Raw genomic sequence first — 21,919 nt, forward strand, 5'->3', positions numbered from 1 at the left:
CTCAAATCCAAGTTCCTGTAATTTTCTATGTAATGCAACGTCATAACAAAAGAACAGTTTGTTTTTAATACTCATTGTTTTACCTCTTTTCATTATTTATTTCCTTCTATAAGTAAAACTTGGATACTCTAAGTCGAGATTTAGGCAATCTAGAAGTCTGTAATACTTCGACTTTGAAATTTCCGTTCAGCCATTAAGGAAACCGCTAAGACCACTGTATGAAAGTCCTACGGCTTCAAAGATATGTTTTTGATTAAAGCCTTTATGTATGATAATCTGTTTTAGTTGCTTTCCAGTTGGCATATTGTTTCACCTATAAGTTTCAATTTTCTTGTAAAGTATCTATATTTATAAGTTCAACTAGCTGTTGAATTTGTTCAATCAAATTATCAATCATTTCTGTGGTACTAATTTGTTTGTCTTTCATTAGGTTCACCTCCTCAAAATACGAATATTATCTATTCCTTATAATCTAACAGGATAAAATCAAGATCACCGTAATACATATCACCGCTACCTGATTCCTGTTCCTTCTTTAATTCCTTCAGATGCGTTGCAAATTATTTAAATAAGTCGTGTTTTTGAACAAATTGAAAAATGATACTGCTCCATCCATTACTTTCAAAACTTAGTTCCCTACTTTGTTCAAGAAGTTGATTTAATTCATCCTCATAAACTCTAACTACTTTGCGATTTTCCAATTCATTTTCCTCCTAAGTTTTGTAGTTTAGTAGAGAGTCAGTCCATGATATGAACCAACTCTTAAATAACGGTTTATTATTTATGTAATCGTGGTTGCATTTTTGCAATTCTTGCTGCTATATCAGCATATTGTTTCTGTTGTTGTTCTTTGGCTAATTCGGTTAAATCAATTTTGATGCTTTTAGCTAGTTCCTCTGGAAGTAAATTAACTTTCCCTAAATGATTCATTACTATCTCCTCAGTTGGTTTCATATCCTTTCACCTCCTTTCAAGAAAAACTAATTATCTATAAAACTTGCTTTATTAAAGGTTCATTTAATAGACCATCAACAAGTAACGATTTTGCATTAAACAAATTACCATTACCGATAGCAGATAAAAACCATTCACTATCCTTATTACTTAATCCATGAGCAAGACATTGACATGCATAAGTATCAACAATGAAGTAAGGGTCAAAATCGTGTTTAAGCTTAATGATGTTTTCTGCAATCAAATCTTTATTTAACTCCACTACTTCTTCAATAAATGCATAAAATTCATTTTTCTGACTGTTCTTAGTTGCTTCAAATGTTGCTAGGTCTACTACTTTGTCCATTAGTTTTACCCCCAATAAATTTTATAAGATGAACAGTTGTTTCATAGTTGCCTGAATTTCTTCTTCTGTAATTTCATACTCTTGCATGGTTTCATTGATTTCTTGATGAAATTCTAGCCAAGCTGAATCAAATTTTAATGTGTTAAGGAAATCCACATATTTGTCCTCTAAGTTGTTTGATAAAATAAATTCTGTTTGTATCATGAACTTTTTATAAATGTTAAGTGCTTTATTATCAATTGTTATACTAGGTGCATGCATTTGACTGCCTCCTAAAATTAGTTATGTAAGATATGTAAATTGAAAAATTTATGTATTACTGATTTCCGTTTAACCATGCAAGAAAAACATCCCTACCGACTTTAATTCGTCTCCCAATTCGTACCACATGAAATGCCTCAGAGTTTACAAGTTCATAAGCTTGCCGTCTCCCTATTGAAAGATACTCCTGAATATCCTCAACATCTAGAACTGGTTTATTTAAGATTTGATTTGACATTATTTCACCTCCTCTCACGTTCTTACTTAATTTTATTTTACATTTATAACATTTGGACAAATATATTTAATTTTATTTTACACTTATTAAATATTAATAATAACCATTAGCAACCTCAGGAGATTACGGGTAACTTGAATATAATTTTATTTTACATTTATAGATTCAAGTTGTCAATGTTTTATTTAATTTTATTTTACATTTATTAAAACAATGACAGCTCATTTGCTGCCATATAATAACTCTATATTTTCTTCATTTATAAATTGCCGTAATACACTATAGGAATATATTTCATAACCATTAACTTTTGTCTTATTTACACTAAAGCGTTCGGCAATAATCTTCAAATCTTCATTAGTAAGTTTTTTATTATTAACATAAAAATCATAAGCCATTTTCAGCATACCTGATCTTTGAATACTTTTGGCAGTAAGATTTTCATAACCAAAATATTCACTTATAAATGATAGTCTCCTATATATAAGATGGACATTTGCTCTTTCCTCATTAGTTGTTCGAGTTTTATTTGTTCTTAGAAGGAAATTATTTTGTACTAATAACGAATAGGCTCTACGTTCAATTTCAGCCTCACCATTTCTATTGTAATATTTTTCTTCAGTAAATGCCCTTCTAATAAAAGATATACATCTATCACTAACCGTAAGTTGTCTATTTCCTTTTTTATCATCTGTCAAACTTAGAATATTGTTGTCAAAGTTAACATCTTCATATTTTATATTTAAAATTTCACTTAATCTTTGTCCACTTATTCCTTCAAACAATAGACGAAGTATAATTTTATCTTGAAAATTAACAAGTTTATCTTCCATTCCAATGATTTCCGATTCAGAAAAATAAAGTTTCTTTGACTGATCTACATATTGATCAAACCAGTCATTCCTTATTTCTTTTAATGGATTTTCACCTGTGTGAATCCCTTTTTTTATTGACCATAGTATGTAAGATGATATTTTGCTGGCATTACTTCTGGCTACATTTACATTCAAGGGATCAGTGTACTTTATTACATTTCCAATTTCATTCAAATTGAACTCACATAAATCTTTTGCCAATGCTTCTTCCATCGGCTTGCTAATTTTAAATATATAAGAGTACACATTTTGAGATTCTATATTATCCGAGAACTCATTTAAAAAGTCATTCTTAATTTCATAATTGTATATATTTTTATTCGACATAATAAGACTGTTCCTCTTTACTTAATTTTATTTTACATTTATACTTGTGAATATAATTTTATTTTATATTTAAATAATAACAAATCTAACTTAAATTGAAAAGGAGATATTTAAGATGCCGATTTATCCGTACATGAAAAATGGAAAGGAACACTGGTATTATGCGTTTGAAGTTAAAGACAGCAACGGCAAGCGTAAAACAATTAAAAAACGTGGTTTTGACGGTAAAACAAAAGCTAGGAATGCAGAAGCTGAAGCACGTGTAGCATGGGAAAAAGGAACTTATATCGATCCTTCAAAGATGCTTTATTCAGAATATGTTACAAATTGGTTAGCAAATAAACAGGACGTATCCCCTGAAACAAGAGAAACAAATGAAGGTCATTTAAGGAATCATATTATTCCTGTTTTGGGACATATTCCTTTGCAGAAAATAAACGTACAGCATTTAGAGGAATTTATTAAAAAATTAAACGAAAAAAGTATTGCTGCCGGAACAGTAAAGAAAATATTTAACCTAGTACAAACATCATTCAAATCAGCAGAGAGAAAAGAGTTAATTTTAAAAAATCCTTTTAATTTACTTGGTAAAGAAGATAAACCAAAAGTTACAAGGAGAAAGTTTGATTATTGGACTACAGAAGAAGTGAAACAGTTTTTTAGTGTATTAGAGCATAGACAAAAAATCATGTTTGTATTGGCTATTTATACAGGTATGCGTAGAGGTGAAATTTTAGGACTTAGATGGAAAGACATAGACTTTAATAATAATCAACTAAGGATTACTCAAACACTGAAACCTCGAAATCGTATTAAGGAAGATGGTGGAAAGACAGAGAATGCAAGTAGATCAATTACCGTTTCCCCTTTTGTCATGTCTGAATTAAAAAAACACCGTCCTCTTATTGCAAAAGAAAAGTTAAAAGCAGAAAAATACCATGATAATGATTTAGTCGTATGCCAGGAAAACGGAAAACCTGTGTCACTAGGAAATTTCACTAAGTTCTGGAATAGAATTATTGAAAAAACCGGTATGAGAAGAATCAAATTCCACGACCTACGTCATACGTGTGCAAGTTTACTGCTCAGTGCAGGTGTCCACCCCAAAGTAGTACAAGAATTGCTCGGACATGCTTCAATCAAGATTACATTAGATAATTATTCACATATGATGCCAAATATGCAAGAAGATGCTGTAAAAGCATTGGACAAGCTTCTTAACTAATGCCCTTCTATATCCTTGAAGGGCTTTTATTTATTTCAAATTTCCTACCAAATTTCCTACCAAAATTAAATTAGGTGTCACAAACCCTTGATAACAAAGGAATTATAACACCTAATTCGGTAAGGAATTTCACCTAACCCCGAAGGAAAATATTTTATTCTTTTAGCGATGTAAAACAGTATAACATAAAGTACTCTTATTTTGTCGAATTTAATACTTTATGATACAAAATATGTATAAGAGACTCATATAAGATCCTTATTTAAACAATAAACAGCCAATAAATGACTCCCCACACAATCGAAATGAAGAGCAGAACAAAAAATACCGTCCATCTTCCTTTACCCATATCATTCACCTCAAGAATCATTATAGGACAAAGAAAAAGACACAACAAGAATGATTTGTTGTGTCTTCTTTCTTATTCTTCCCAAACTTTTACTTCTTTCATTACATCGCCCTGTTTAATGCGGTATACAGAATCCAATCCTTCAGTTACTTGACCAAATACAGTGTGCACCCCGTCTAAATGAGGCTGTGACTCATGCACAATAAAGAATTGGCTTCCACCGGTGTCTTTTCCAGCGTGTGCCATTGATAATGCACCTGGCACATGCTTATGTGGATTTCCTTCTGTTTCACACTTTATTGTATAACCAGGACCGCCTGTTCCATTTCCACGAGGGCATCCTCCTTGGGCAACAAATCCGGGAATGACACGGTGAAATGTTAGTCCGTTATAAAACCCTTCATTTGCAAGCTTTTCAAAGTTTTCGACAGTTCCAGGTGCTTCATTTGGATATAATTCGATTCCGATTTTTTCTCCATTTTCAAATTCGATGCTAGCTTTTTTCATTTGAAACCTCCACTTATTTTCTTTCGTCCATATGTATTGAACGAGTTCATTTTACTATAAATGGTTGTAATAATCCAATCTGAAAGGTGGTGTTTTTTCTCAATCATGGTCATAAAGGAATTTTTAGTACAGAATATTATATAATATGGACGATGGTATTCCTTGTTTTTTGAAAAATCAAAGGAGGAAACTAGTTTGAGATATAAACGAATACTCTCATTTTTACTGATGTTTTCACTCGTTTTTCCAACACTTAGCTTCGCAGACGCTGCACCTGGAGATGTGATTATTACACTCGGGGAAGACTTAACTCCAGCTCAAAAAGAAGCCATTTTAAATGAAATGAATGCACCAGAGAATCCGCAAATTGTTGTTGTCACCAACGCAGAAGAACATCAGTACCTTGGTAACTATATACCAAAGGCCAGAATCGGGAACAAAGCCCTTTCTTCAACATCGATTACGATTGGGGAAGAAGGTACTGGCCTAGATGTAACAATTTCAAAGCATATCACTTTAATTACAGAGGAAATCTATGCAAATGCATTAATTACAGCTGGTGTGAAGGATGCTAAAATCTATGTCACTGGACCTTTTGCTGTTTCTGGAACTGCAGCATTAACTGGAATTATTAAAGCCTACGAGGTTTCTTCAGACAAAGTAATTCCTGAGGATGTGAAGCAGGCTGCTAATGAAGAAATGGTCGAAACGACAAAATTAAGTGAGAAAATAGGTGCTGAAGATGCTGCTGCCTTAATGGCAAAAATCAAGGATGAAATAGCTAAAAACGCCCCGAAGAATGATGAAGAACTAAGAATCATTATTGTAAATGCAGCGAATGACTTAGGCATTACGTTAACAGATGCAGATATTGAGCGACTAATGGACCTATTTAATAAACTAATGGAACTAAATATCGATTGGAATCAGGTTGGAGATCAATTAAATTTGGCAAAAGAGAAATTTACAAACTTTCTTGAATCTGAAGAAGGGCAAAGTTTTTTAGATAAGATTAAAGAATTTTTTATTAGCCTAATAGATGCAATCAAAAATCTTTTTAAATAATGATTATTAAGAAAACCCACGAATTTTCGTGGGTTTCTTTTGTTGGACTATTCTACTACTTTTGATTTTAAAGGAATGTCTAATCTTACAAGGTCCTCGTAGCTTTCACGTTGAACCACAAGTTGCGCCTCTCCATTCTCTACAAATACAACTGCAGGTCTTGGAATCCGGTTGTAATTGTTGGCCATAGCGTATCCGTATGCACCAGTGCAGAATACAGCTAACATATCATCAGCGTTTGCTTTTGGTAATGGTAAGTCCCAAATAAGCATATCTCCAGATTCACAGCATTTACCGGCAATTGAAACTGTTTCTTCAACAGGGTCCTCAACGCGATTTGCCAAAACCGCCTCATATTTTGCCTGATAAAGAGCCGGTCTAATATTATCTGTCATGCCCCCATCAATGGCTAGATATTGACGAATATTAGGTACTTCTTTACGAGACCCTACAGAATAAATTGTTGTTCCAGCATCCCCAACAATTGATCGCCCCGGTTCAATCCAGATTTCAGGAATTTCAATTGAAAGCTCATCCGCATACTTTTTTACTTCCCCGATAATCGCTTCAACATACTCTGATACTGGAAGTGGTTTATCTTCTTCTGTGTAACGGATCCCAAACCCACCGCCAAGATTTAACACTTTAGGTGCAAATTCGAAGCGGTCTTTCCAATCTTTGAGTTTTGTAAACATTTTACCTGCAGCGACCAAAAATCCAGTCGTTTCGAAAATTTGCGAACCAATATGAGAATGAATCCCTAATAACTCTAAGTATTCTGAATGAATTGCCTGCTCGACTGCTTGGTCTGCTTGTCCGTTTCCAAGTCCAAATCCAAATTTAGAATCCTCTTGCCCAGTCGTAATATAATCATGAGTATGTGCTTCAACTCCTGGGGTTACACGCAATAAAATCTTCATCGATGCTTTATTTTCGATACAAACCTGCTCCAACAAAGACAGTTCATAAAAATTATCTACAACAATACAGCCAATCTTATTTTTAACCGCCATGTCTAGTTCTTCATAGCTTTTATTATTACCATGGAAGTGAATTCGCTCCACCGGAAAACCCGCTTGTAGGGCAGTAAATAATTCCCCTCCTGAAACGACATCTAGGGATAATCCTTCCTCATGAGCCAACTGAACCATTGCGATTGTTGAAAAGGCTTTACTTGCATATGCTACCTGTGCAGGAATATTTAATCGTTTAAATGTTTCACGAAAGCTTCTAGCACGTTCTCTTATAAGTGCAACATCATATACATATAAGGGTGTACCATATTGTTTTGCTAATTCTACAGTATCTACACCACCAATTTCTAAGTGGTTTTTTTCATTTACTTTGCTTGTTCCATGTAAAAACATTCAATTCCCCTCATTCCTTCATAGATAATCATCCAGACCTTCGGCATTTTTCGCCTTTTCAAAAAAAAAGACAGCTAATCACTTGTAGTCATCAGCTGTCATTTACATCTTTAACGCTGTGCTATGAAAAATAGATTAACACAACGTTTTATATGGTGCAACTATTGTTTGAAAGGTTTTTGGGGGTGGACGATACTGGGTCTTAACTTAGCTCCAGGCACAGAAGTCCGGATTACAATTTGCAATAAGGCTTTTGCGTTAAATGGTAAAAAAGGCCATAAATATGGGGTATTTAGGGATCGGATATTGGCTAAGAACAAGAAATAAACAGTACATCCAATTACAAAACCTGGGACCTTAAAAATAGCGACTAGGACTAATAAAAATAATCTTGCTATTTTATTTGCAGCACTTAATTCATAGCTTGGCGTTGCAAATGTACCAACTGCAGCAATCGCTACATAAAGGATTACCTCAGGGCCAAATAATCCAACATCGATTGCAATTTGACCAATTAATGCCGCTGCGATTAATCCCATCGCCGTTGATAATGGTGTTGGCGTATGTATGGCCGCCATTCTTAAAAATTCAATCCCCATATCCGCAAGGAAAATTTGGACAACAATTGGGATATTTGACTTTTCATTTGGACCAATATAATCAATTGCCTTTGGAATCATATCCGGTTCCAGAACCATTAAGAACCAAAGTGGTAAAAGAAATATGGAAGCTATTATCCCGATAAACCTCGTCCACCTCAGTAATGTACCAACAGCGGGAGCTTGTCGATACTCCTCAGCATGCTGCACATGATGGAACATTGTTGTTGGAGTGATAATAACACTTGGTGATGTATCAACCATTATAACAACATGCCCCTCAAGCAAATGAGTGGCTGCAACATCGGGACGCTCTGTATATCGAACCAATGGGTATGGGTTAAAACCTTGATGAACGATAAATTCCTCGATTGTTTTATCGGCCATTGTTAAGCCATCTACATTAATCTTACTCAGTTCCTCTTTGATAATCTTTACTAAATTTGGGTTGGCCACATCCTGAATATAAGAAACACAAATATCTGTCTTTGATCTCTCACCAATCTGCATAATCTCATTCCGGAGCCTTTCATCCCGAATTCTCCTTCTCGTTAATGCACAATTCACAATAATATTTTCCACATATCCATCTCGAGCACCACGAATTACTTTTTCGGTATCAGGCTCTTGTGGTGTTCTACCTGGATAACTCCGTACATCAACAGCTAATCCTGAATCTTCCCCTTCTATTAAAAAGAGGATAAGTCCTGAAAGGATTGTATCAACTGCTTCATCTAAGTTTTTTATGGTACTTACTTGCTGATGGACAAGGCGATTTTCAATGATTTCGATTGCTTGATTGGAGTTTTTCTCATTATCATTAATATTGACCAATTCTTCTAATATTTGAACAATAAATGCTGTATCACACAAACCATTTAAAAAATACAGATGAACTTCCTTATTTAAAATCTTAAACTTTCGAACACCAATATCAAAGTTGGTAGTACCTAATCCAATACGTGATTCGAAATATTGATCATTTTTACCTATTTCAGGAGAGATTGGAGTCATTTTCTTTTTTTGTCCGATCATAACCACTCCTTTCAAGTATTAATTCCACTGCTTTTCTCGTTACAGGAGCACCTAGCTTAAGATCATCTTTTCGTGCCATTTTTCCAATATCTCCGATACCCACGATTATTGGCACATCCAATTCATCTAAACAATACACTGTATCTCCATTAATTCGACCAATGTCATATTCGGGAATCCCACTCTTGTCTACACCGTATTCCGTTAAGTTCCCGTCCCTGTCAACACAAATATCTACCTTTGTCCATTCTGTTTGATGGGTTTTTGATGCTACAGCTATAACACCTAACACATCAATCTTAGGGTGATTTGCCACATATTTTAAGGCTTGTTCACCCTTTCCTTCACCCAACAATCCACTGTCATCAAACATCACAAAAACAGGACTGTAAGGCGTAGCAAGGATGAAATTCACTATTTCTTCTCCTGATAAGGTGGTTGGGTTTCCCTGTGAGTTAGAAATACACCGTCCCCCAACCTCTTTTGCGATATATTCTAATGTTTTTTGTGCATATTCATCCCCATCTGTTACTAGAATTACTTTCCTTCTACTTTCATCCATACATCCTATCCTTTCGCTCTGAAGATCAATGCAACTAAGAAAGAGAACAATATAGCCGAAGATATGCCAGCAGAAGTTAGTTCAAATATTCCCATTGCAATACCAATAAACCCGTGGTCTTCAGCACTTTGCATCGCACCGTGTAAAAGTGAATGACCAAAGCTTGTAATTGGAACAGTCGCTCCAGCACCTGCAAATCTGATTAAATTATCGTATAGATTAAATCCATCTAAAATTGATCCTGCTACGACAAACACACTCATTACATGAGCAGGTGTTAGTTTTGCAAAATCCAGTAAGAGCTGTCCAATCACACATATTGCTCCACCGACTAAAAATGCGTATAAATATTCCATTTCTTACTCACCACCTTGAACACGTTCCAAAACTACACCATGTGCGATTGTAGGAATGGTTTCCTTTTGCTGAATCATAGTTGGGCTAAGAAGTGCACCAGTTGCAACAATAAAAACCTTGTTTAAATTGCCACTAATAAGTTCTTTTACTATATGGCCATAAGTAACAATTGCTGAACAAGCACAGCCACTTCCACCAGCGAATACTTCTTGGTCTGAATTATATAGCATCAGCCCACAGTCATTATGTGTATTTCCCAAATCATAGCCTTCTTCTTTTACCATTTCCTTCAAAATTGGACTTCCTACACCTGAGAGGTCACCAGTCGCAATCAAGTCATATTCATCTGGACTGATATTTAAGTCCTTAAAATGTCGGGTAATGGTATCCGCTGCTGCAGGTGCCATCGCTGAACCAAGATCAAATGGATTTGTCATTCCTAAATCAGCAACTTTTCCAATCGTTGCAGAAGTAATGCGAATCGGCCCCTTCTCTTTACTCACTAAAGCAGTCCCAGCCCCTGTAGCAGTAAAAGTTGCTGTATCCGGCTTTTGTCCCCCATATTCAGTAGGATATCGAAATTGTCTTTCGGCTGTTGCATTATGACTACTCGTCGAAGCTAAGATTCTGTTCGCAAATCCGGCATCAACAAGTGCTGAACCAACAGCAAGTGTCTCCATTGAAGTTGAACAAGCCCCAAACATACAAAGTACTGGGATTTGATGATGTCTAGCCGCATAGTTTGTCGTTACGTTTTGATTTAATAAATCACCAGCTAAAAATAAGTCAATATCGTCATTTGTTATATTCACTTTTTGCAGACAAGAATCTATCGATTCAACCATAAGCCTTCTTTCTGCTGATTCCCAGGAATTTTCACCACAATGCAAATCATCATGCTTGATATCAAAACTAGTGCCTAAAGGACCTAGGCTTTCTTTTGGACCCACCGCTGTCCCTGTTGAATTCAAGAAAATTTGATTTTCAAATACCCATGTTTGTTTTCCAACTAGCCTCATGTTAGTCCACTCCTTTAATCATTCAAGAAATTGTGAGATTAAAGAAATAACGAATAATCCCGACAATATACGCAGAAACTGCTCCGAAAACAATAACGCTGCCTGCAAGCTTAAACATATTAGTGGCAATCCCTAAAACAATACCTTCGCTTTTATATTCCATCGCTGCACTTGTCATCGAGTTTGCAAATCCTGTCACAGGAACCGCAGAACCCGCACCTGCAAATTGCCCAAGTTTGTCATATAGACCGAACCCCGTTAGCAAGGCAGAAATTAATATAAGTGTTGCGACAGTTGGATTTCCAGCATCTTTTTCTGAGAAATGAAAAACTGTCATATAGAAATTCTGTATTCCCTGGCCAATACAGCAAATCGCTCCTCCAACCAGAAATGCTTTTAAGCAATTTAGAAAATACTTCGGTTTTGGCTGATACTTTTTAATACTGTTTTTATAATCGTCTTTTATTTTTTTCTTATTAGCCACTTCATGTTCACTCCCTATGTGCTAAATATAATCATTTCACGTAGTATATCCATTGAAATAAAGACCCTGCAATTTTTCCGAAAACAATCGCCATAACTAAAATAACGATTTTATTTTCGATTCCGATTCGTTTAGCTAATATCGGAAAAACATTCAGTACCTCTGTGAGTGCAGCCGCTAGCATTCCAACGAATATCCCACTTGCTAAACCTAGGGGAAGCACCAAAATATCCCAAAGATAAAAAATTTGATCATTTAGAGTAAACCAGCCACCAAATACTGCACCGAGTACAACCCCCCATTCATAAAAGCGAATATATTTCATGGTTTTCGTTAGTTGCGTGAGTCGAGGAATAATACCTAAGACAGCTAAAAAAGCGACAAAACCGCCTCCAACTGCAAGTCCACTTCCTAATCCTATAAAAATAATCAAAAGGACTTTAATTGTCATCGATGTGTTTCATGCTTTCTTTATTTTCTACAATAATTAAGTAATTATCTAAATCCTGCTGGTAGTTAAACATCTCAACTTCTAGTGGACTTGGTTCTTCATTTAGGCGTTTACGGAAAAAGTGATTAAAAAATAATATCATCCCTAGTCCTAAACCTATTGAATAGGGAATTTGAAAGAGCAATGGCTTTGGAACCTCTTCACCTGTTATCATGGTATAGATACGTAGGTGGACCTCTCTCATTGACACGTCTTCATGGAAGTTCATCATCGTTAGAGCTGCCCCTATAAATAATAAAAACCAAACGGCTATAAATAGTGCAGGTGCAAACCGTTTTTTCTCAATTGCTACCTCAATAATGGTTTGTGCGGGTCCTACCGTTTGAACATCAACTTGAGGAAATCGCCTCCTGATTTGATCGATAACCTTCATCACATCAATGACGATAATATTTTTATCCTGTTTACTTACTTGATGGATGACGATCTTTTTGATTTCCTGTGCAACATTTTCCTCTGCACTTATTTGAATGATTTCTCCAATTTTTACTGTTGCATTGGGTTGTACCAATATGCGATGGCGCATTCGAACATAAATTGATTTTTCCATCACTTTCACACCCTACACATTGTTTTCCTTATATATGTAGTATGTTAAATCTTATTTATCTAATGCGATTGGACTGCAAACTCCAACAATTACCACAGCTACAAAAAAAAGACCAAATGGATTATACGTCCATTCGGTCTTTCATTTGTTGTAATATTTTTTTCTCAAGCCTTGATACTTGTACTTGGGATATACCAAGCCTTGTCGCGACTTCGGATTGGGTTTGATCTTTATAATAACGCAGGAAAACGATTAATCTCTCACGTTCATCCAGCTCGCGAATCGCTTCCTTTAAAGCAATTTTATCGAACCACTTAGTCTCATTATTATCCGCTATTTGATCAAGCAAAGTAATCGGGTCACCATCATTTTCATATACGGTTTCATGAATGGATGAAGGTGCACGACTAGCTTCTTGGGCTAAAACAACATCTTCAGGAGTAATCTCCAAGTATTCTGCAATCTCAGCAATGGTTGGAACTCGACCAAACTGCTTGGACAGTTCATCCTTTGCTTTACGGATTTTATTTCCGGTCTCTTTTAATGAACGACTCACCTTTACTGTACCATCATCTCTGATAAACCGCTGAATCTCACCAATTATCATAGGAACAGCGTAGGTTGAAAATTTAACATCATAGGATAAATCAAATTTATCGACAGACTTTAAAAGTCCAATGCAGCCTATTTGAAACAAATCATCTGGTTCATAGCCTCGATTTAAAAATCGTTGTACAACAGACCAAACTAGCCTCATGTTCTTCTGGACGATTAAATCACGTGCTTCCTGTTGTCCTTCTTGGCTAAGTTTGATTAAATTCTTAACCTCATTGTCCTTTAAATACGTTTCACTTTTGTTGTTCTTGACCTCCACATCCATTGGCAAGTCTCCTTAATTGCATAACGCTTTACTCTTTGATAAATGCTTTGTTAGCCGTAATGTTGTACCTCGTGCTGAACCTGTTTCGACTTCAAACTCATCCATGAAATTTTCCATGATGGTAAAGCCCATCCCTGATCGCTCAAGTTCTGGCTTTGTTGTATACAATGGCTGCCTTGCTTCCTCAAGATTGCTGATTCCAATTCCTTCATCTCTTATGGTGATATATACAGTACTGTCTTCAATTTTGCATGAAATATAAACAATCCCACTAGGATCACTTTCATATCCATGAATAATCGAGTTTGTTACGGCCTCAGACACAACTGTCTTAATTTCAGTTAGTTCGTCTAGGGTTGGATCTAGTTGTGTAATAAATGCTGCAACAGCAACACGGGCAAATGACTCATTTTGGCTTAGTGCTGAGAATTGAAGGTGCATTTCGTTTTTCATTACGCCACCCCCAATGTCTGAAGCGCAAAAGACTCATTACGCTCTAATCGAATGATTTTGAAAAGACCAGACATTTCAAATAAACGTTCGACCTGAGGGGAAATAGAACAAACAACCATTTCTCCACCTAGATTTTTGATTTGCTTGTATCTTCCTAAAATTACACCTAATCCTGAGCTATCCATAAAAGTAAGCTTTTCAAGATTCAATAAGATGTGATTAATTTGATTGCTCTCAATCGTATCTGTTACCTTTAATCGCAATTCGTCAGCTGTATGATGGTCTAGCTCACCAGTAAGCCGAATACATAACACATTGTGTTTTACCTCTAGTTCAATTCCAAGACTCACTTTACAATGCCTCCTTTAAATCGTATAGAGAGTCTTTTCGCTATTCACATGAAAGATTCCTTCTAGATGACAAAACTAGTGCAGTTTCGGCAAAAAATACTGAAATGCGCAAGTGCCTTGAACAGCCCCGACAAGCACAAGACGAGCTGGCTAGAAGGTTGTTCTTTGACCTTCTTGACAGATTGGCTTGTGACCTCGAGGGGCTAGGCGCTGGAGCTGGACATCACGAGCCTTAAAAAACTAAGGAGTTTTATTAAAAGTTCCCATTGTACGCTTAAATAATTTCCACCAACTGGCAGCATCAATATCTTTTTCTGCTACTAATGGGCTCTCGCTTAAAACTTTTCCATCTTTTTTAATCACAAGTTTTCCAATCTCGTCACCTTTTTTAATAGGTGCATTAAGCTTATCAGCAACAACTACTTCTTTTTGAACATCATCTATTTTTTCACCTTTTTTTGTTAAAAGTGAAATAGGCTCAGATGTTACAAGTTTAATTTTCTTTTCACTGCCCTTGCTTATCTTCGCCTCAGCAACCTCCTGATTGCGCTCATATAAAGGGTGTGTCTTATATTGGCTAAATCCAAAATCAAGCATCTTTGTTACTTGCGCATTGCGTTCCTTTGGAGTTGGTGCTCCAAAAATAACAGATATTAAACGCATATCATCTTTTTCGGCAGTGGCTGTTAAACAATACTTTGCTTCAGTAGTAAAGCCTGTTTTTAACCCGTCTACACCTGGATAAAATCTAACAAGTCGATTTGTATTTACTAGCCAAAACTTTTTATCTGAATTTTGCCGTAAATAATCCTCATATTGGCCAGTGAATTTAGTGATTTCTTCGTATTTCAATAATTCTTTGGACATAATGGCCATGTCATGGGCAGAGCTATAATGATTTTCTGCAGGAAGTCCCGTTGGGTTTTGAAATTGTGTATTCTTAAGGCCTAATTTCTTAACCTTCTCATTCATCATTTCAACAAAGGCTTCTTCTGAACCTGCTATTTTTTCGGCCATGGCAACAGACGCATCATTTCCTGAACCAATCGCAATACCTTTTAACATTTCTTCAACAGTCATTTCTTCGCCTGGCTCAAGGAATATTTGGGATCCCCCCATTGATGCGGCATGTTCACTTGTTCTAACTTTCTCAGAATAAGTGATACTACCTTTATCAAGGGCTTCCATGATTAAAAGCAGTGTCATGATTTTCGTCATACTTGCTGGTGGAAGCTGTTCATCACTATTTTTTTCGTAAAGAATCTTTCCGGTATCACGTTCAATTAAAATTGCAGATTTTGCATTATTCGCTAGATCAACAGTTGACTCCTGTGCAGAAGCGAAAGGGCTAATCGTAAAAATCATGATTGTTGAAATTAACAGACTAATAAATACGCGTTTCATCTCCAAACCCTCCATTCTTTATACTTTCCCATTTTTTCCAAGAAATAAAAAATTATACAGAAAATAAAAAAACCGAGGAATTTATCCTCGGCATTTTGAATTATGATATTTTTTCTATGATTAATGTTGGTGGTTTTACTGGATTTGGCGATATTGAAATACTTTCAGATAGCTTCTTTTTGATTTCAGTAATATCTTCAAAATTGCTATGAATCGTTACGAGGCTTTCACCTTTTGAAACCTTGTCACCGATTTTCTTCTGTAAAACAAGACCAACCGCCAAATCAATCGATGACTCCTTTGTTGCCCTTCCGGCACCTAGGAGCATAGCCGCTGTGCCAATTGAATCAGCAATTATCTCTGAAACATATCCATCGGAATCTGCTTCAAATTCAAACTGATATTTTGCTTTAGGAAGTCTTTCAGGTGAATCCACGACAGAAGCATCCCCACCCTGTGAAGATAAAAAGGTTTTAAAGGATTCAAGCGCTTTTCCATTTTTGATGGAGTTTTCGAGAAGCCCTCTAGCCTCTTCAAGAGAAGTTGCTTTTTTCGCTAGTAAGACCATTTGACTTCCTAAAACGAGACAGAGCTCCTCAAGATCAGCTGGCCCCTCCCCTTTTAATGTATCAATTGCCTCTTTTACCTCAAGTGCATTGCCAATTGCAAACCCAAGGGGCTGACTCATATCTGAAATAATGGCCATCGTATTTCTGCCCACATTATTCCCGATATCAACCATTGTCTTCGCCAGCTCTTTTGCATCATTTAAATCCTTCATAAAAGCACCTGCGCCTGTTTTTACATCTAAAACAATCGCATCTGCTCCTGCTGCAATTTTCTTGCTCATAATGGAACTCGCAATTAATGGAATACTATTAACCGTTGCTGTGACATCGCGTAACGCATAAAGCTTTTTATCTGCTGGCGTTAAATTCCCGCTTTGCCCAATGACTGCAACCTTATTTTGATTGACAAGACGAATAAACTCTTCATTGGTAATCTCGACATGGAAGCCCGAAACAGACTCAAGCTTGTCAATCGTACCCCCCGTATGACCAAGACCACGTCCTGACATCTTTGCAATCGGTACACCTACTGATGCAACTAAAGGAGCAAGCACTAAAGTGGTCGTATCACCGACACCACCCGTGCTGTGCTTATCTACCTTGATTCCTTCAATGCCTGAAAGGTCAATCGTATCACCTGATTGAACCATTGCCATTGTAAAATCTGCTTGTTCCTGTTTGGTCATACCTTTAAAAAAGACTGCCATTGAAAAAGCACTCATTTGATAGTCGGGAATTTCACCTTTTGTAAACCCATCTACAATAAACGAAATTTCCTCTGAAGTTAACTCCATGCCATCTCGTTTTTTCTCGATTAAATCAACCATTCTCATCATTTTTCACCTTTTTCCAACATTCGTATGTGTGATTTACATTTTCTTCACAATTTGTTTAACAAGTGATAAAAAGTCTGCTTTTACTTTTTCTGTTGTTTCAATTACTTCATCATGGGTAAGTGGCTGGTCCAAAATGCCTGCTGCCATATTTGAGATACAGGATATACCAAGCACCTTTAGATTAGCATGACGGGCAACAATTACCTCCGGAACAGTTGACATTCCAACAGCGTCCCCGCCTAAAGTTCGAAGCATTTTAATTTCAGCAGGTGTTTCATACGATGGTCCCGTCATTCCAACATAAACACCTTCTTGTATTCCGATATTCAATTCATTGGCCACTTCTTTTGCAAGGATACGAAGTTCTTTTGTATATGCTTCTGACATATCTGGGAACCTTGCTCCGAGTTTTGCATCATTGGGTCCAATCAGTGGGTTTTGACCGAAATTAAGATGGTCTGTAATAATCATTAAATCTCCTGGCTGAAATGATTCATTCACCCCACCCGCGGCATTTGTAACAATTACCGTTGAGACACCAAGTTCTTTCATAACGCGTACAGGGAATGTAACCTTATCAAGGCTATATCCTTCATAAAAGTGAAAGCGTCCCTGCATAGCGATAACTGATTTTCCTTCCAATGTACCAAATACAAGTTGCCCTGCGTGCCCTTCCACTGTTGACACTGGGAACTTTGGGATTTGATCATATGGCACTTTCGTTGGATTTTCAATTTCATCTGCCAAAACTCCCAGTCCAGAACCTAAAATCAAACCAATCTCAGGTACTGCTGGGCTTTTCTCTTTTAAAAATTGTGCTGCTTTTTCGATAATTGATTTTTCCATTTCTATCTTCCCCCATTTATCTCTGAAAGAAAACTCTTTCCATGTTTAGGCAATGTTACATTAAAATTATCCGCTACTGTTGCACCTATATCCGCAAACGTTGTTCGTAATGGTAGTTCCTTACCACCACCCATTTTTTTGTTATAAACAAGTAATGGAACATATTCACGAGTATGATCTGTTCCAGGGTGAACAGGATCGTTCCCATGGTCTGCTGTAATGATTAATAAGTCATCATCCGTTAATTTTTCAAACACTTCAGGCAGACGTGCATCATACTCCTCAAGAGCATTACCATAGCCTTTTGGATCGCGGCGGTGTCCATATAAAGCATCAAAATCTACAAGATTTAAAAAGCTTAAGCCCGTAAAGTTCATATTAAGAGTTTGAACTAATTTATCCATTCCATCCATATTTGACTTTGTACGCAGTGATTGTGTAACTCCTTCACCATCATAGATATCTGAAATTTTTCCAATTGCAATCACATCAAAACCTTGATCACTTAATTCATTCATCACAGTACGCTCAAATGGCTTTAACGCATAGTCATGTCTGTTTGAAGTTCTTGTGAAATTACCAGGTTCCCCAACAAATGGGCGAGCAATGACACGTCCAACCATATACTTGTCATCAAGGGTCAGTTCACGTGCAATTTCACAAATTTTATAAAGCTCATCTAAAGGTACAATTTCCTCATGTGCTGCGATTTGTAAAACCGAATCAGCAGATGTGTAGATAATTAATTTTCCTGTTTTCATATGCTCTTCGCCGAGTTCATCAATGATTTCAGTTCCGGATGCTGGCTTATTTCCTAAAACTCCTCGTCCAGTCCGTTTTTCAAGTTCATCTAATAATTCCTTTGGAAACCCTTCTGGGAAAACTTGAAATGGTGTTTCGATATGTAAGCCCATGATTTCCCAATGTCCTGTCATCGTATCCTTACCATTAGAAGCCTCTTGCATTTTTGTATAGTATGCAAGTGGTTGATTTTGAATCGGAATACCTTTAATCTCACGAATATTGCTTAAGCCAAGCTTCGCCATGTTTGGCATATGTAAGCCATTCATTTCTTCCGCTATATGTCCTAAAGTATTTGAACCCTCATCACCAAATTCTTTCGCATCTGGTGCTTCTCCAATTCCAACAGAATCCATAACAATTAGGAAAATTCGTTTATATGTATAAGTAGACATGTATTTTCCTCCCAAAGTATTCTTTGTTTACGTAAATCTATTTTCCCCTTCAAGTTGCAACTTACTCAATTTTTCACACTTGTTCAATCGTCAGAAGTCTGACATCTTTGAGTATAAGTGTCAGTGATTGTCTTTTCAAGTAGATTACAAGAGTTTTAGCAAAAAAAAGCCAGACATCATTGTCTAGCATTCTCTTAATCAGTATTAAGCACGAGGATGATAGTTTTTATAGACATCCTTCAAACGGGTTTTTGTGACATGCGTATATATTTGTGTTGTAGATATATCAGCATGACCAAGCATTTCTTGCACAGCTCGAAGATCAGCCCCATTTTCTAAAAGATGTGTTGCAAATGAATGACGTAGAGTATGCGGGGTTAATTCCTTCTCGATTCGTGCATCTTTCGCGATTTTTTTTAAGTTCTTCCAGAAACCTTGTCGTGTCATACGATTCCCATGATGATTCACAAAAAAGGCGTCGGTTCTCTTTTGCTTCACTAGTTGACCGCGACCATAATCTAAATAAGCTTGCAAAGCCTTCGTCGCTACACTCCCAAGTGGAACGATGCGCTCCTTATTTCCTTTTCCGAGGCATCTGATAAATCCCATCGATAAGTGGATATCAGCTAGATTTAAGTTAATAAGCTCACTTACACGAAGCCCTGTTGCATATAAGAGCTCAAGCATTGCTTTATCACGTATGCCAAGTGGTTTGTCCAATTTTGGTGCATCCAATAGTGCCTCTACCTCATTAATATTTAATACTTTCGGCAATGTCCGTTCTGCTTGTGGTGTTTCAATCTGTTCGGTTGGATCATGATCGGTAATTTTTTCACGAAACAAAAACTTATGAAACGAACGGATAGATGCTATATGTCTTGCTAAGGTTCTTGATGAATTTCCTTGTTCCTTTAGAGATTTTAAAAAATGGATGACTAGCAATCGGTTCACATCATTAAAGGATGTAATGTTTTCAATCTTAGTCATATATTGATAGTATTTTTTAAGATCCCGTTCATAGGACTTCACCGTATTGGTAGCAAGTCTTCTTTCAACAACTAGGTAATGTAAATAATCTTTCAGTTGATCTTCCACTGGTCTCTACTCCCCATTTCGGTAAAAAAACAGTAATCTATCTAGAAGGCCTTCCTCCTTTTCTTCAATCATTGAGGTAGCCTTCACCGAGGAACCCTCTGGTTCATCATATTTGTGGTAATTTTGATATTCCTCATTAATCCATATAATACCATAGTAAAATAAAACCGTGCATCCAGTAAACAATACAAAAACCTTTAATGTGTCATATACAACTCGAAACCATTGTCTCATTTAATAATCCTCCAAAACCATCGTTATTAGAAGATATGCCAAATTTACATGGTTTTATACACGAGTTTTGCGATTTCTTTCGATTCTATTAAATTATGAAAATGAAAAAACCCTTTTCTCGAAAGGAAAAGGGCAGTTTATTTAAGATGATCTGTTTCTTCTTTAACCTCTTTATCATGACAACGATGACAAATACCATGGAAAGTTAAACGATGGTCTTTAATAATAAAATTCCAATTCTTTTCAACGATTTCTTCAACATCCTCAAGTAAGTCTTCCTGAATTTCGTCGACTGCACCACATTCGATACACACTAAGTGATGATGGAAATGTGCTGCCCCTTCTTGGCGAAGGTCATATCTGGATACACCATCTCCAAAATTTATTTTATCAACGATCTTTAATTCGGTAAGTAATTCAAGGGTCCGATAAACAGTTGCTAAGCCGATTTCTGGCGACTTTTCTTTTACAAGGAGGTAGACATCTTCGGCACTTAAGTGATCCTCTTCATGTTCAAGCAGTACCCGAACGGTCGCCTCACGCTGTGGTGTAAGCTTATAACTAGACGAATGCAACTGTTTTTTTATACGATCAATCCGATTTTCCATGTAAAACTTTCCCTCCCTCGCCGTTACCTCATTATTATAACAGAAGAAGGGGCACTGTCCAAATAAAATAATTATAAACAAGAGTAAACAATTCTTATTATTTAATAACAATTCTTATTTATTTACTACATCAATTATTTCCTTCATTAGAACGGGAGAAGCAAATGCCTCTATAGCTGAAGCCATTAAAATCACGAAACTTACAGCAACCATTAACAGCGAATAGCGAGTCAATAACTGTAAAATGGGCTCGTTCATACGCTTCATAAATTGCTGACGAATCATTTTCAATGAGAATGCGACAGCAACTGTACCGACGATGATGAAAGTCGGAATGATGAGTAGATTTTGAGGCAGTACGGAAACAAATGATAAAAGAAACCCGCTCCAGCCCATTTGATTGACGAGAAAACCAACTGTAAATCCGACGACTACCCCTTTTAGGAATAACAAAATTAAGATGATCGGCAGCCCGATGATGGAGATTCCTAATATCCACATGAGACCGACATATTTCAGATTGTGAAGGATGCTTTGTTTGAACATATCAGTTGAATTGGCATAGGTGCCCTCAGCCACCTCTCCGAAAAATCGACTTAAATAGAAAAAGAGATCGTCTTTTTGACTGGGATTAAGGCTGTTTACAACGATTGCTCCGAAGATAACACCCATTAAGAATAGGACAGAAATAAATATATATATGGATGAATGTTCACGAAAATGGTTAACTATAATTGTTTTATATGGCGGTTGCTTTCTCATCTATCGTTCCTCCTATCAATCTTCTAGTAGATTCTATGAGGACAAATAGAATTCT

General features: G+C 36.4%; 28 protein-coding genes. 2 read left to right on the forward strand and 26 right to left on the reverse strand.

Features of this window, described 5'->3' with window-relative positions:
* Positions 1 to 560: 560 nt before the first annotated feature.
* From V7138_RS15065 to V7138_RS15090, 6 genes are all read right to left on the reverse strand, one after another.
* Complete coding sequence (locus tag V7138_RS15065) at positions 561 to 701, reverse strand: hypothetical protein (RefSeq protein ID WP_335398759.1); 141 nt, start codon at positions 699 to 701, stop codon at positions 561 to 563.
* Positions 702 to 777: 76 nt separating this feature from the next.
* Complete coding sequence (locus V7138_RS15070) at positions 778 to 954, reverse strand: hypothetical protein (protein ID WP_335398761.1); 177 nt, start codon at positions 952 to 954, stop codon at positions 778 to 780.
* Between the two features lie 34 nt (positions 955 to 988).
* The gene (locus V7138_RS15075) at positions 989 to 1,300 is read right to left on the reverse strand and encodes a hypothetical protein (RefSeq protein ID WP_335398763.1); all 312 of its coding nucleotides are present in this window, start codon (positions 1,298 to 1,300) and stop codon (positions 989 to 991) included.
* A gap of 21 nt (positions 1,301 to 1,321) precedes the next feature.
* Positions 1,322 to 1,561 (reverse strand): hypothetical protein, encoded by a 240-nt coding sequence (locus tag V7138_RS15080; RefSeq protein WP_335398765.1) that lies wholly within the window; start codon positions 1,559 to 1,561, stop codon positions 1,322 to 1,324.
* A gap of 55 nt (positions 1,562 to 1,616) precedes the next feature.
* Entirely contained in the window at positions 1,617 to 1,799 is a 183-nt protein-coding gene (locus tag V7138_RS15085; RefSeq protein ID WP_335398767.1) for a helix-turn-helix domain-containing protein, read from the reverse strand.
* A 221-nt stretch (positions 1,800 to 2,020) separates the two neighbouring features.
* Positions 2,021 to 3,001 carry a site-specific integrase gene (locus V7138_RS15090; RefSeq protein WP_335398769.1) on the reverse strand — a complete coding sequence of 327 codons (981 nt, stop codon included), beginning with the start codon at positions 2,999 to 3,001 and terminating at the stop codon, positions 2,021 to 2,023.
* A gap of 115 nt (positions 3,002 to 3,116) precedes the next feature.
* Here V7138_RS15090 and V7138_RS15095 point away from each other — a divergent pair, with 115 nt between their 5' ends.
* Complete coding sequence (locus V7138_RS15095) at positions 3,117 to 4,226, forward strand: tyrosine-type recombinase/integrase (RefSeq protein WP_335398771.1); 1,110 nt, start codon at positions 3,117 to 3,119, stop codon at positions 4,224 to 4,226.
* A 421-nt stretch (positions 4,227 to 4,647) separates the two neighbouring features.
* Here V7138_RS15095 and V7138_RS15100 read toward each other — a convergent pair whose 3' ends face one another.
* A complete protein-coding gene (locus tag V7138_RS15100) occupies positions 4,648 to 5,082 on the reverse strand; it encodes a peptidylprolyl isomerase (protein WP_335398773.1) in 435 nt (144 codons plus the stop codon).
* A 195-nt stretch (positions 5,083 to 5,277) separates the two neighbouring features.
* Between V7138_RS15100 and V7138_RS15105 the strand changes: the two genes are divergently transcribed.
* Positions 5,278 to 6,147 (forward strand): DUF1002 domain-containing protein, encoded by an 870-nt coding sequence (locus tag V7138_RS15105; RefSeq protein ID WP_335398775.1) that lies wholly within the window; start codon positions 5,278 to 5,280, stop codon positions 6,145 to 6,147.
* Between the two features lie 47 nt (positions 6,148 to 6,194).
* Here V7138_RS15105 and lysA read toward each other — a convergent pair whose 3' ends face one another.
* The 19 genes from lysA to spoIIM all read right to left on the reverse strand — a co-directional run bounded on the left by lysA (position 6,195) and on the right by spoIIM (position 21,864).
* Positions 6,195 to 7,514, reverse strand: coding sequence for a diaminopimelate decarboxylase (lysA, locus tag V7138_RS15110; RefSeq protein ID WP_335398777.1), 1,320 nt, complete (start codon positions 7,512 to 7,514; stop codon positions 6,195 to 6,197).
* Between the two features lie 161 nt (positions 7,515 to 7,675).
* The gene (locus tag V7138_RS15115; protein WP_335398779.1) at positions 7,676 to 9,148 is read right to left on the reverse strand and encodes a spore germination protein; all 1,473 of its coding nucleotides are present in this window, start codon (positions 9,146 to 9,148) and stop codon (positions 7,676 to 7,678) included.
* Entirely contained in the window at positions 9,108 to 9,710 is a 603-nt protein-coding gene (locus V7138_RS15120; protein ID WP_335398781.1) for a stage V sporulation protein AE, read from the reverse strand. The genes V7138_RS15115 and V7138_RS15120 overlap by 41 nt, the downstream gene beginning before the upstream one ends.
* 5 nt (positions 9,711 to 9,715) lie before the next feature.
* Positions 9,716 to 10,066: a stage V sporulation protein AE gene (gene spoVAE, locus V7138_RS15125; RefSeq protein ID WP_335398783.1), complete on the reverse strand. Its 351-nt coding sequence runs from the start codon at positions 10,064 to 10,066 to the stop codon at positions 9,716 to 9,718.
* A 3-nt stretch (positions 10,067 to 10,069) separates the two neighbouring features.
* Entirely contained in the window at positions 10,070 to 11,086 is a 1,017-nt protein-coding gene (gene spoVAD / locus V7138_RS15130; protein ID WP_335398785.1) for a stage V sporulation protein AD, read from the reverse strand.
* Between the two features lie 22 nt (positions 11,087 to 11,108).
* Positions 11,109 to 11,570 carry a stage V sporulation protein AC gene (gene spoVAC, locus V7138_RS15135; RefSeq protein WP_335398787.1) on the reverse strand — a complete coding sequence of 154 codons (462 nt, stop codon included), beginning with the start codon at positions 11,568 to 11,570 and terminating at the stop codon, positions 11,109 to 11,111.
* A gap of 31 nt (positions 11,571 to 11,601) precedes the next feature.
* The gene (locus tag V7138_RS15140; RefSeq protein WP_335398789.1) at positions 11,602 to 12,021 is read right to left on the reverse strand and encodes a stage V sporulation protein AB; all 420 of its coding nucleotides are present in this window, start codon (positions 12,019 to 12,021) and stop codon (positions 11,602 to 11,604) included.
* Positions 12,011 to 12,631 (reverse strand): stage V sporulation protein AA, encoded by a 621-nt coding sequence (locus V7138_RS15145; protein WP_335398791.1) that lies wholly within the window; start codon positions 12,629 to 12,631, stop codon positions 12,011 to 12,013. The genes V7138_RS15140 and V7138_RS15145 overlap by 11 nt, the downstream gene beginning before the upstream one ends.
* A 121-nt stretch (positions 12,632 to 12,752) precedes the next feature.
* Entirely contained in the window at positions 12,753 to 13,511 is a 759-nt protein-coding gene (sigF, locus tag V7138_RS15150) for an RNA polymerase sporulation sigma factor SigF (protein ID WP_335398793.1), read from the reverse strand.
* A 12-nt stretch (positions 13,512 to 13,523) separates the two neighbouring features.
* Positions 13,524 to 13,964 (reverse strand): anti-sigma F factor, encoded by a 441-nt coding sequence (gene spoIIAB / locus V7138_RS15155; RefSeq protein ID WP_335398795.1) that lies wholly within the window; start codon positions 13,962 to 13,964, stop codon positions 13,524 to 13,526.
* Positions 13,964 to 14,314: an anti-sigma F factor antagonist gene (gene spoIIAA, locus V7138_RS15160; protein WP_335398797.1), complete on the reverse strand. Its 351-nt coding sequence runs from the start codon at positions 14,312 to 14,314 to the stop codon at positions 13,964 to 13,966. The genes spoIIAB and spoIIAA overlap by 1 nt, the downstream gene beginning before the upstream one ends.
* Before the next feature lie 240 nt (positions 14,315 to 14,554).
* The gene (locus V7138_RS15165) at positions 14,555 to 15,718 is read right to left on the reverse strand and encodes a D-alanyl-D-alanine carboxypeptidase family protein (RefSeq protein WP_335398799.1); all 1,164 of its coding nucleotides are present in this window, start codon (positions 15,716 to 15,718) and stop codon (positions 14,555 to 14,557) included.
* A gap of 100 nt (positions 15,719 to 15,818) precedes the next feature.
* Positions 15,819 to 17,120 carry a pyrimidine-nucleoside phosphorylase gene (locus V7138_RS15170; protein ID WP_335398801.1) on the reverse strand — a complete coding sequence of 434 codons (1,302 nt, stop codon included), beginning with the start codon at positions 17,118 to 17,120 and terminating at the stop codon, positions 15,819 to 15,821.
* A 36-nt stretch (positions 17,121 to 17,156) separates the two neighbouring features.
* Positions 17,157 to 17,969, reverse strand: coding sequence for a purine-nucleoside phosphorylase (locus V7138_RS15175; RefSeq protein WP_335398803.1), 813 nt, complete (start codon positions 17,967 to 17,969; stop codon positions 17,157 to 17,159).
* Positions 17,970 to 17,971: 2 nt separating this feature from the next.
* Positions 17,972 to 19,165: a phosphopentomutase gene (gene deoB, locus V7138_RS15180; protein ID WP_335398805.1), complete on the reverse strand. Its 1,194-nt coding sequence runs from the start codon at positions 19,163 to 19,165 to the stop codon at positions 17,972 to 17,974.
* Between the two features lie 204 nt (positions 19,166 to 19,369).
* Positions 19,370 to 20,260, reverse strand: a complete 891-nt coding sequence (xerD, locus tag V7138_RS15185) for a site-specific tyrosine recombinase XerD (protein WP_335398807.1) — start codon at positions 20,258 to 20,260, stop codon at positions 19,370 to 19,372.
* A 6-nt stretch (positions 20,261 to 20,266) separates the two neighbouring features.
* Positions 20,267 to 20,494 (reverse strand): YqzK family protein, encoded by a 228-nt coding sequence (locus V7138_RS15190; protein WP_335398809.1) that lies wholly within the window; start codon positions 20,492 to 20,494, stop codon positions 20,267 to 20,269.
* A gap of 137 nt (positions 20,495 to 20,631) precedes the next feature.
* The gene (fur, locus tag V7138_RS15195) at positions 20,632 to 21,102 is read right to left on the reverse strand and encodes a ferric iron uptake transcriptional regulator (protein ID WP_335398811.1); all 471 of its coding nucleotides are present in this window, start codon (positions 21,100 to 21,102) and stop codon (positions 20,632 to 20,634) included.
* 114 nt (positions 21,103 to 21,216) lie between these two features.
* Positions 21,217 to 21,864, reverse strand: a complete 648-nt coding sequence (gene spoIIM, locus V7138_RS15200) for a stage II sporulation protein M (RefSeq protein WP_335398812.1) — start codon at positions 21,862 to 21,864, stop codon at positions 21,217 to 21,219.
* Between the last annotated feature and the right edge of the window lie 55 nt (positions 21,865 to 21,919).

The organism is Bacillus sp. JJ1533 (assembly GCF_036965045.1).
Lineage (GTDB): Bacteria > Bacillota > Bacilli > Bacillales > Bacillaceae_L > Ferdinandcohnia.

What these genes read in the sequence shown, in the direction of transcription:
- V7138_RS15090 (WP_335398769.1), bottom strand. Translation starts at nt 3,001, where the DNA reads ATGTCGAATAAAAATATATACAATTATGAAATTAAGAATGACTTTTTA.
- spoIIAB (WP_335398795.1), bottom strand. Translation starts at nt 13,964, where the DNA reads ATGAAAAACGAAATGCACCTTCAATTCTCAGCACTAAGCCAAAATGAG.
- spoIIM (WP_335398812.1), bottom strand. Translation starts at nt 21,864, where the DNA reads ATGAGAAAGCAACCGCCATATAAAACAATTATAGTTAACCATTTTCGT.
- V7138_RS15140 (WP_335398789.1), bottom strand. Translation starts at nt 12,021, where the DNA reads ATGACAATTAAAGTCCTTTTGATTATTTTTATAGGATTAGGAAGTGGA.
- sigF (WP_335398793.1), bottom strand. Translation starts at nt 13,511, where the DNA reads ATGGATGTGGAGGTCAAGAACAACAAAAGTGAAACGTATTTAAAGGAC.
- V7138_RS15100 (WP_335398773.1), bottom strand. Translation starts at nt 5,082, where the DNA reads ATGAAAAAAGCTAGCATCGAATTTGAAAATGGAGAAAAAATCGGAATC.
- V7138_RS15085 (WP_335398767.1), bottom strand. Translation starts at nt 1,799, where the DNA reads ATGTCAAATCAAATCTTAAATAAACCAGTTCTAGATGTTGAGGATATT.
- spoVAE (WP_335398783.1), bottom strand. Translation starts at nt 10,066, where the DNA reads ATGGAATATTTATACGCATTTTTAGTCGGTGGAGCAATATGTGTGATT.
- V7138_RS15075 (WP_335398763.1), bottom strand. Translation starts at nt 1,300, where the DNA reads ATGGACAAAGTAGTAGACCTAGCAACATTTGAAGCAACTAAGAACAGT.
- V7138_RS15120 (WP_335398781.1), bottom strand. Translation starts at nt 9,710, where the DNA reads ATGGATGAAAGTAGAAGGAAAGTAATTCTAGTAACAGATGGGGATGAA.
- V7138_RS15080 (WP_335398765.1), bottom strand. Translation starts at nt 1,561, where the DNA reads ATGCATGCACCTAGTATAACAATTGATAATAAAGCACTTAACATTTAT.
- V7138_RS15115 (WP_335398779.1), bottom strand. Translation starts at nt 9,148, where the DNA reads ATGATCGGACAAAAAAAGAAAATGACTCCAATCTCTCCTGAAATAGGT.
- deoB (WP_335398805.1), bottom strand. Translation starts at nt 19,165, where the DNA reads ATGTCTACTTATACATATAAACGAATTTTCCTAATTGTTATGGATTCT.
- V7138_RS15145 (WP_335398791.1), bottom strand. Translation starts at nt 12,631, where the DNA reads ATGGAAAAATCAATTTATGTTCGAATGCGCCATCGCATATTGGTACAA.
- V7138_RS15070 (WP_335398761.1), bottom strand. Translation starts at nt 954, where the DNA reads ATGAAACCAACTGAGGAGATAGTAATGAATCATTTAGGGAAAGTTAAT.
- fur (WP_335398811.1), bottom strand. Translation starts at nt 21,102, where the DNA reads ATGGAAAATCGGATTGATCGTATAAAAAAACAGTTGCATTCGTCTAGT.
- V7138_RS15175 (WP_335398803.1), bottom strand. Translation starts at nt 17,969, where the DNA reads ATGGAAAAATCAATTATCGAAAAAGCAGCACAATTTTTAAAAGAGAAA.
- V7138_RS15165 (WP_335398799.1), bottom strand. Translation starts at nt 15,718, where the DNA reads ATGAAACGCGTATTTATTAGTCTGTTAATTTCAACAATCATGATTTTT.
- lysA (WP_335398777.1), bottom strand. Translation starts at nt 7,514, where the DNA reads ATGTTTTTACATGGAACAAGCAAAGTAAATGAAAAAAACCACTTAGAA.
- V7138_RS15190 (WP_335398809.1), bottom strand. Translation starts at nt 20,494, where the DNA reads ATGAGACAATGGTTTCGAGTTGTATATGACACATTAAAGGTTTTTGTA.
- V7138_RS15170 (WP_335398801.1), bottom strand. Translation starts at nt 17,120, where the DNA reads ATGAGAATGGTTGATTTAATCGAGAAAAAACGAGATGGCATGGAGTTA.
- spoVAD (WP_335398785.1), bottom strand. Translation starts at nt 11,086, where the DNA reads ATGAGGCTAGTTGGAAAACAAACATGGGTATTTGAAAATCAAATTTTC.
- V7138_RS15095 (WP_335398771.1), top strand. Translation starts at nt 3,117, where the DNA reads ATGCCGATTTATCCGTACATGAAAAATGGAAAGGAACACTGGTATTAT.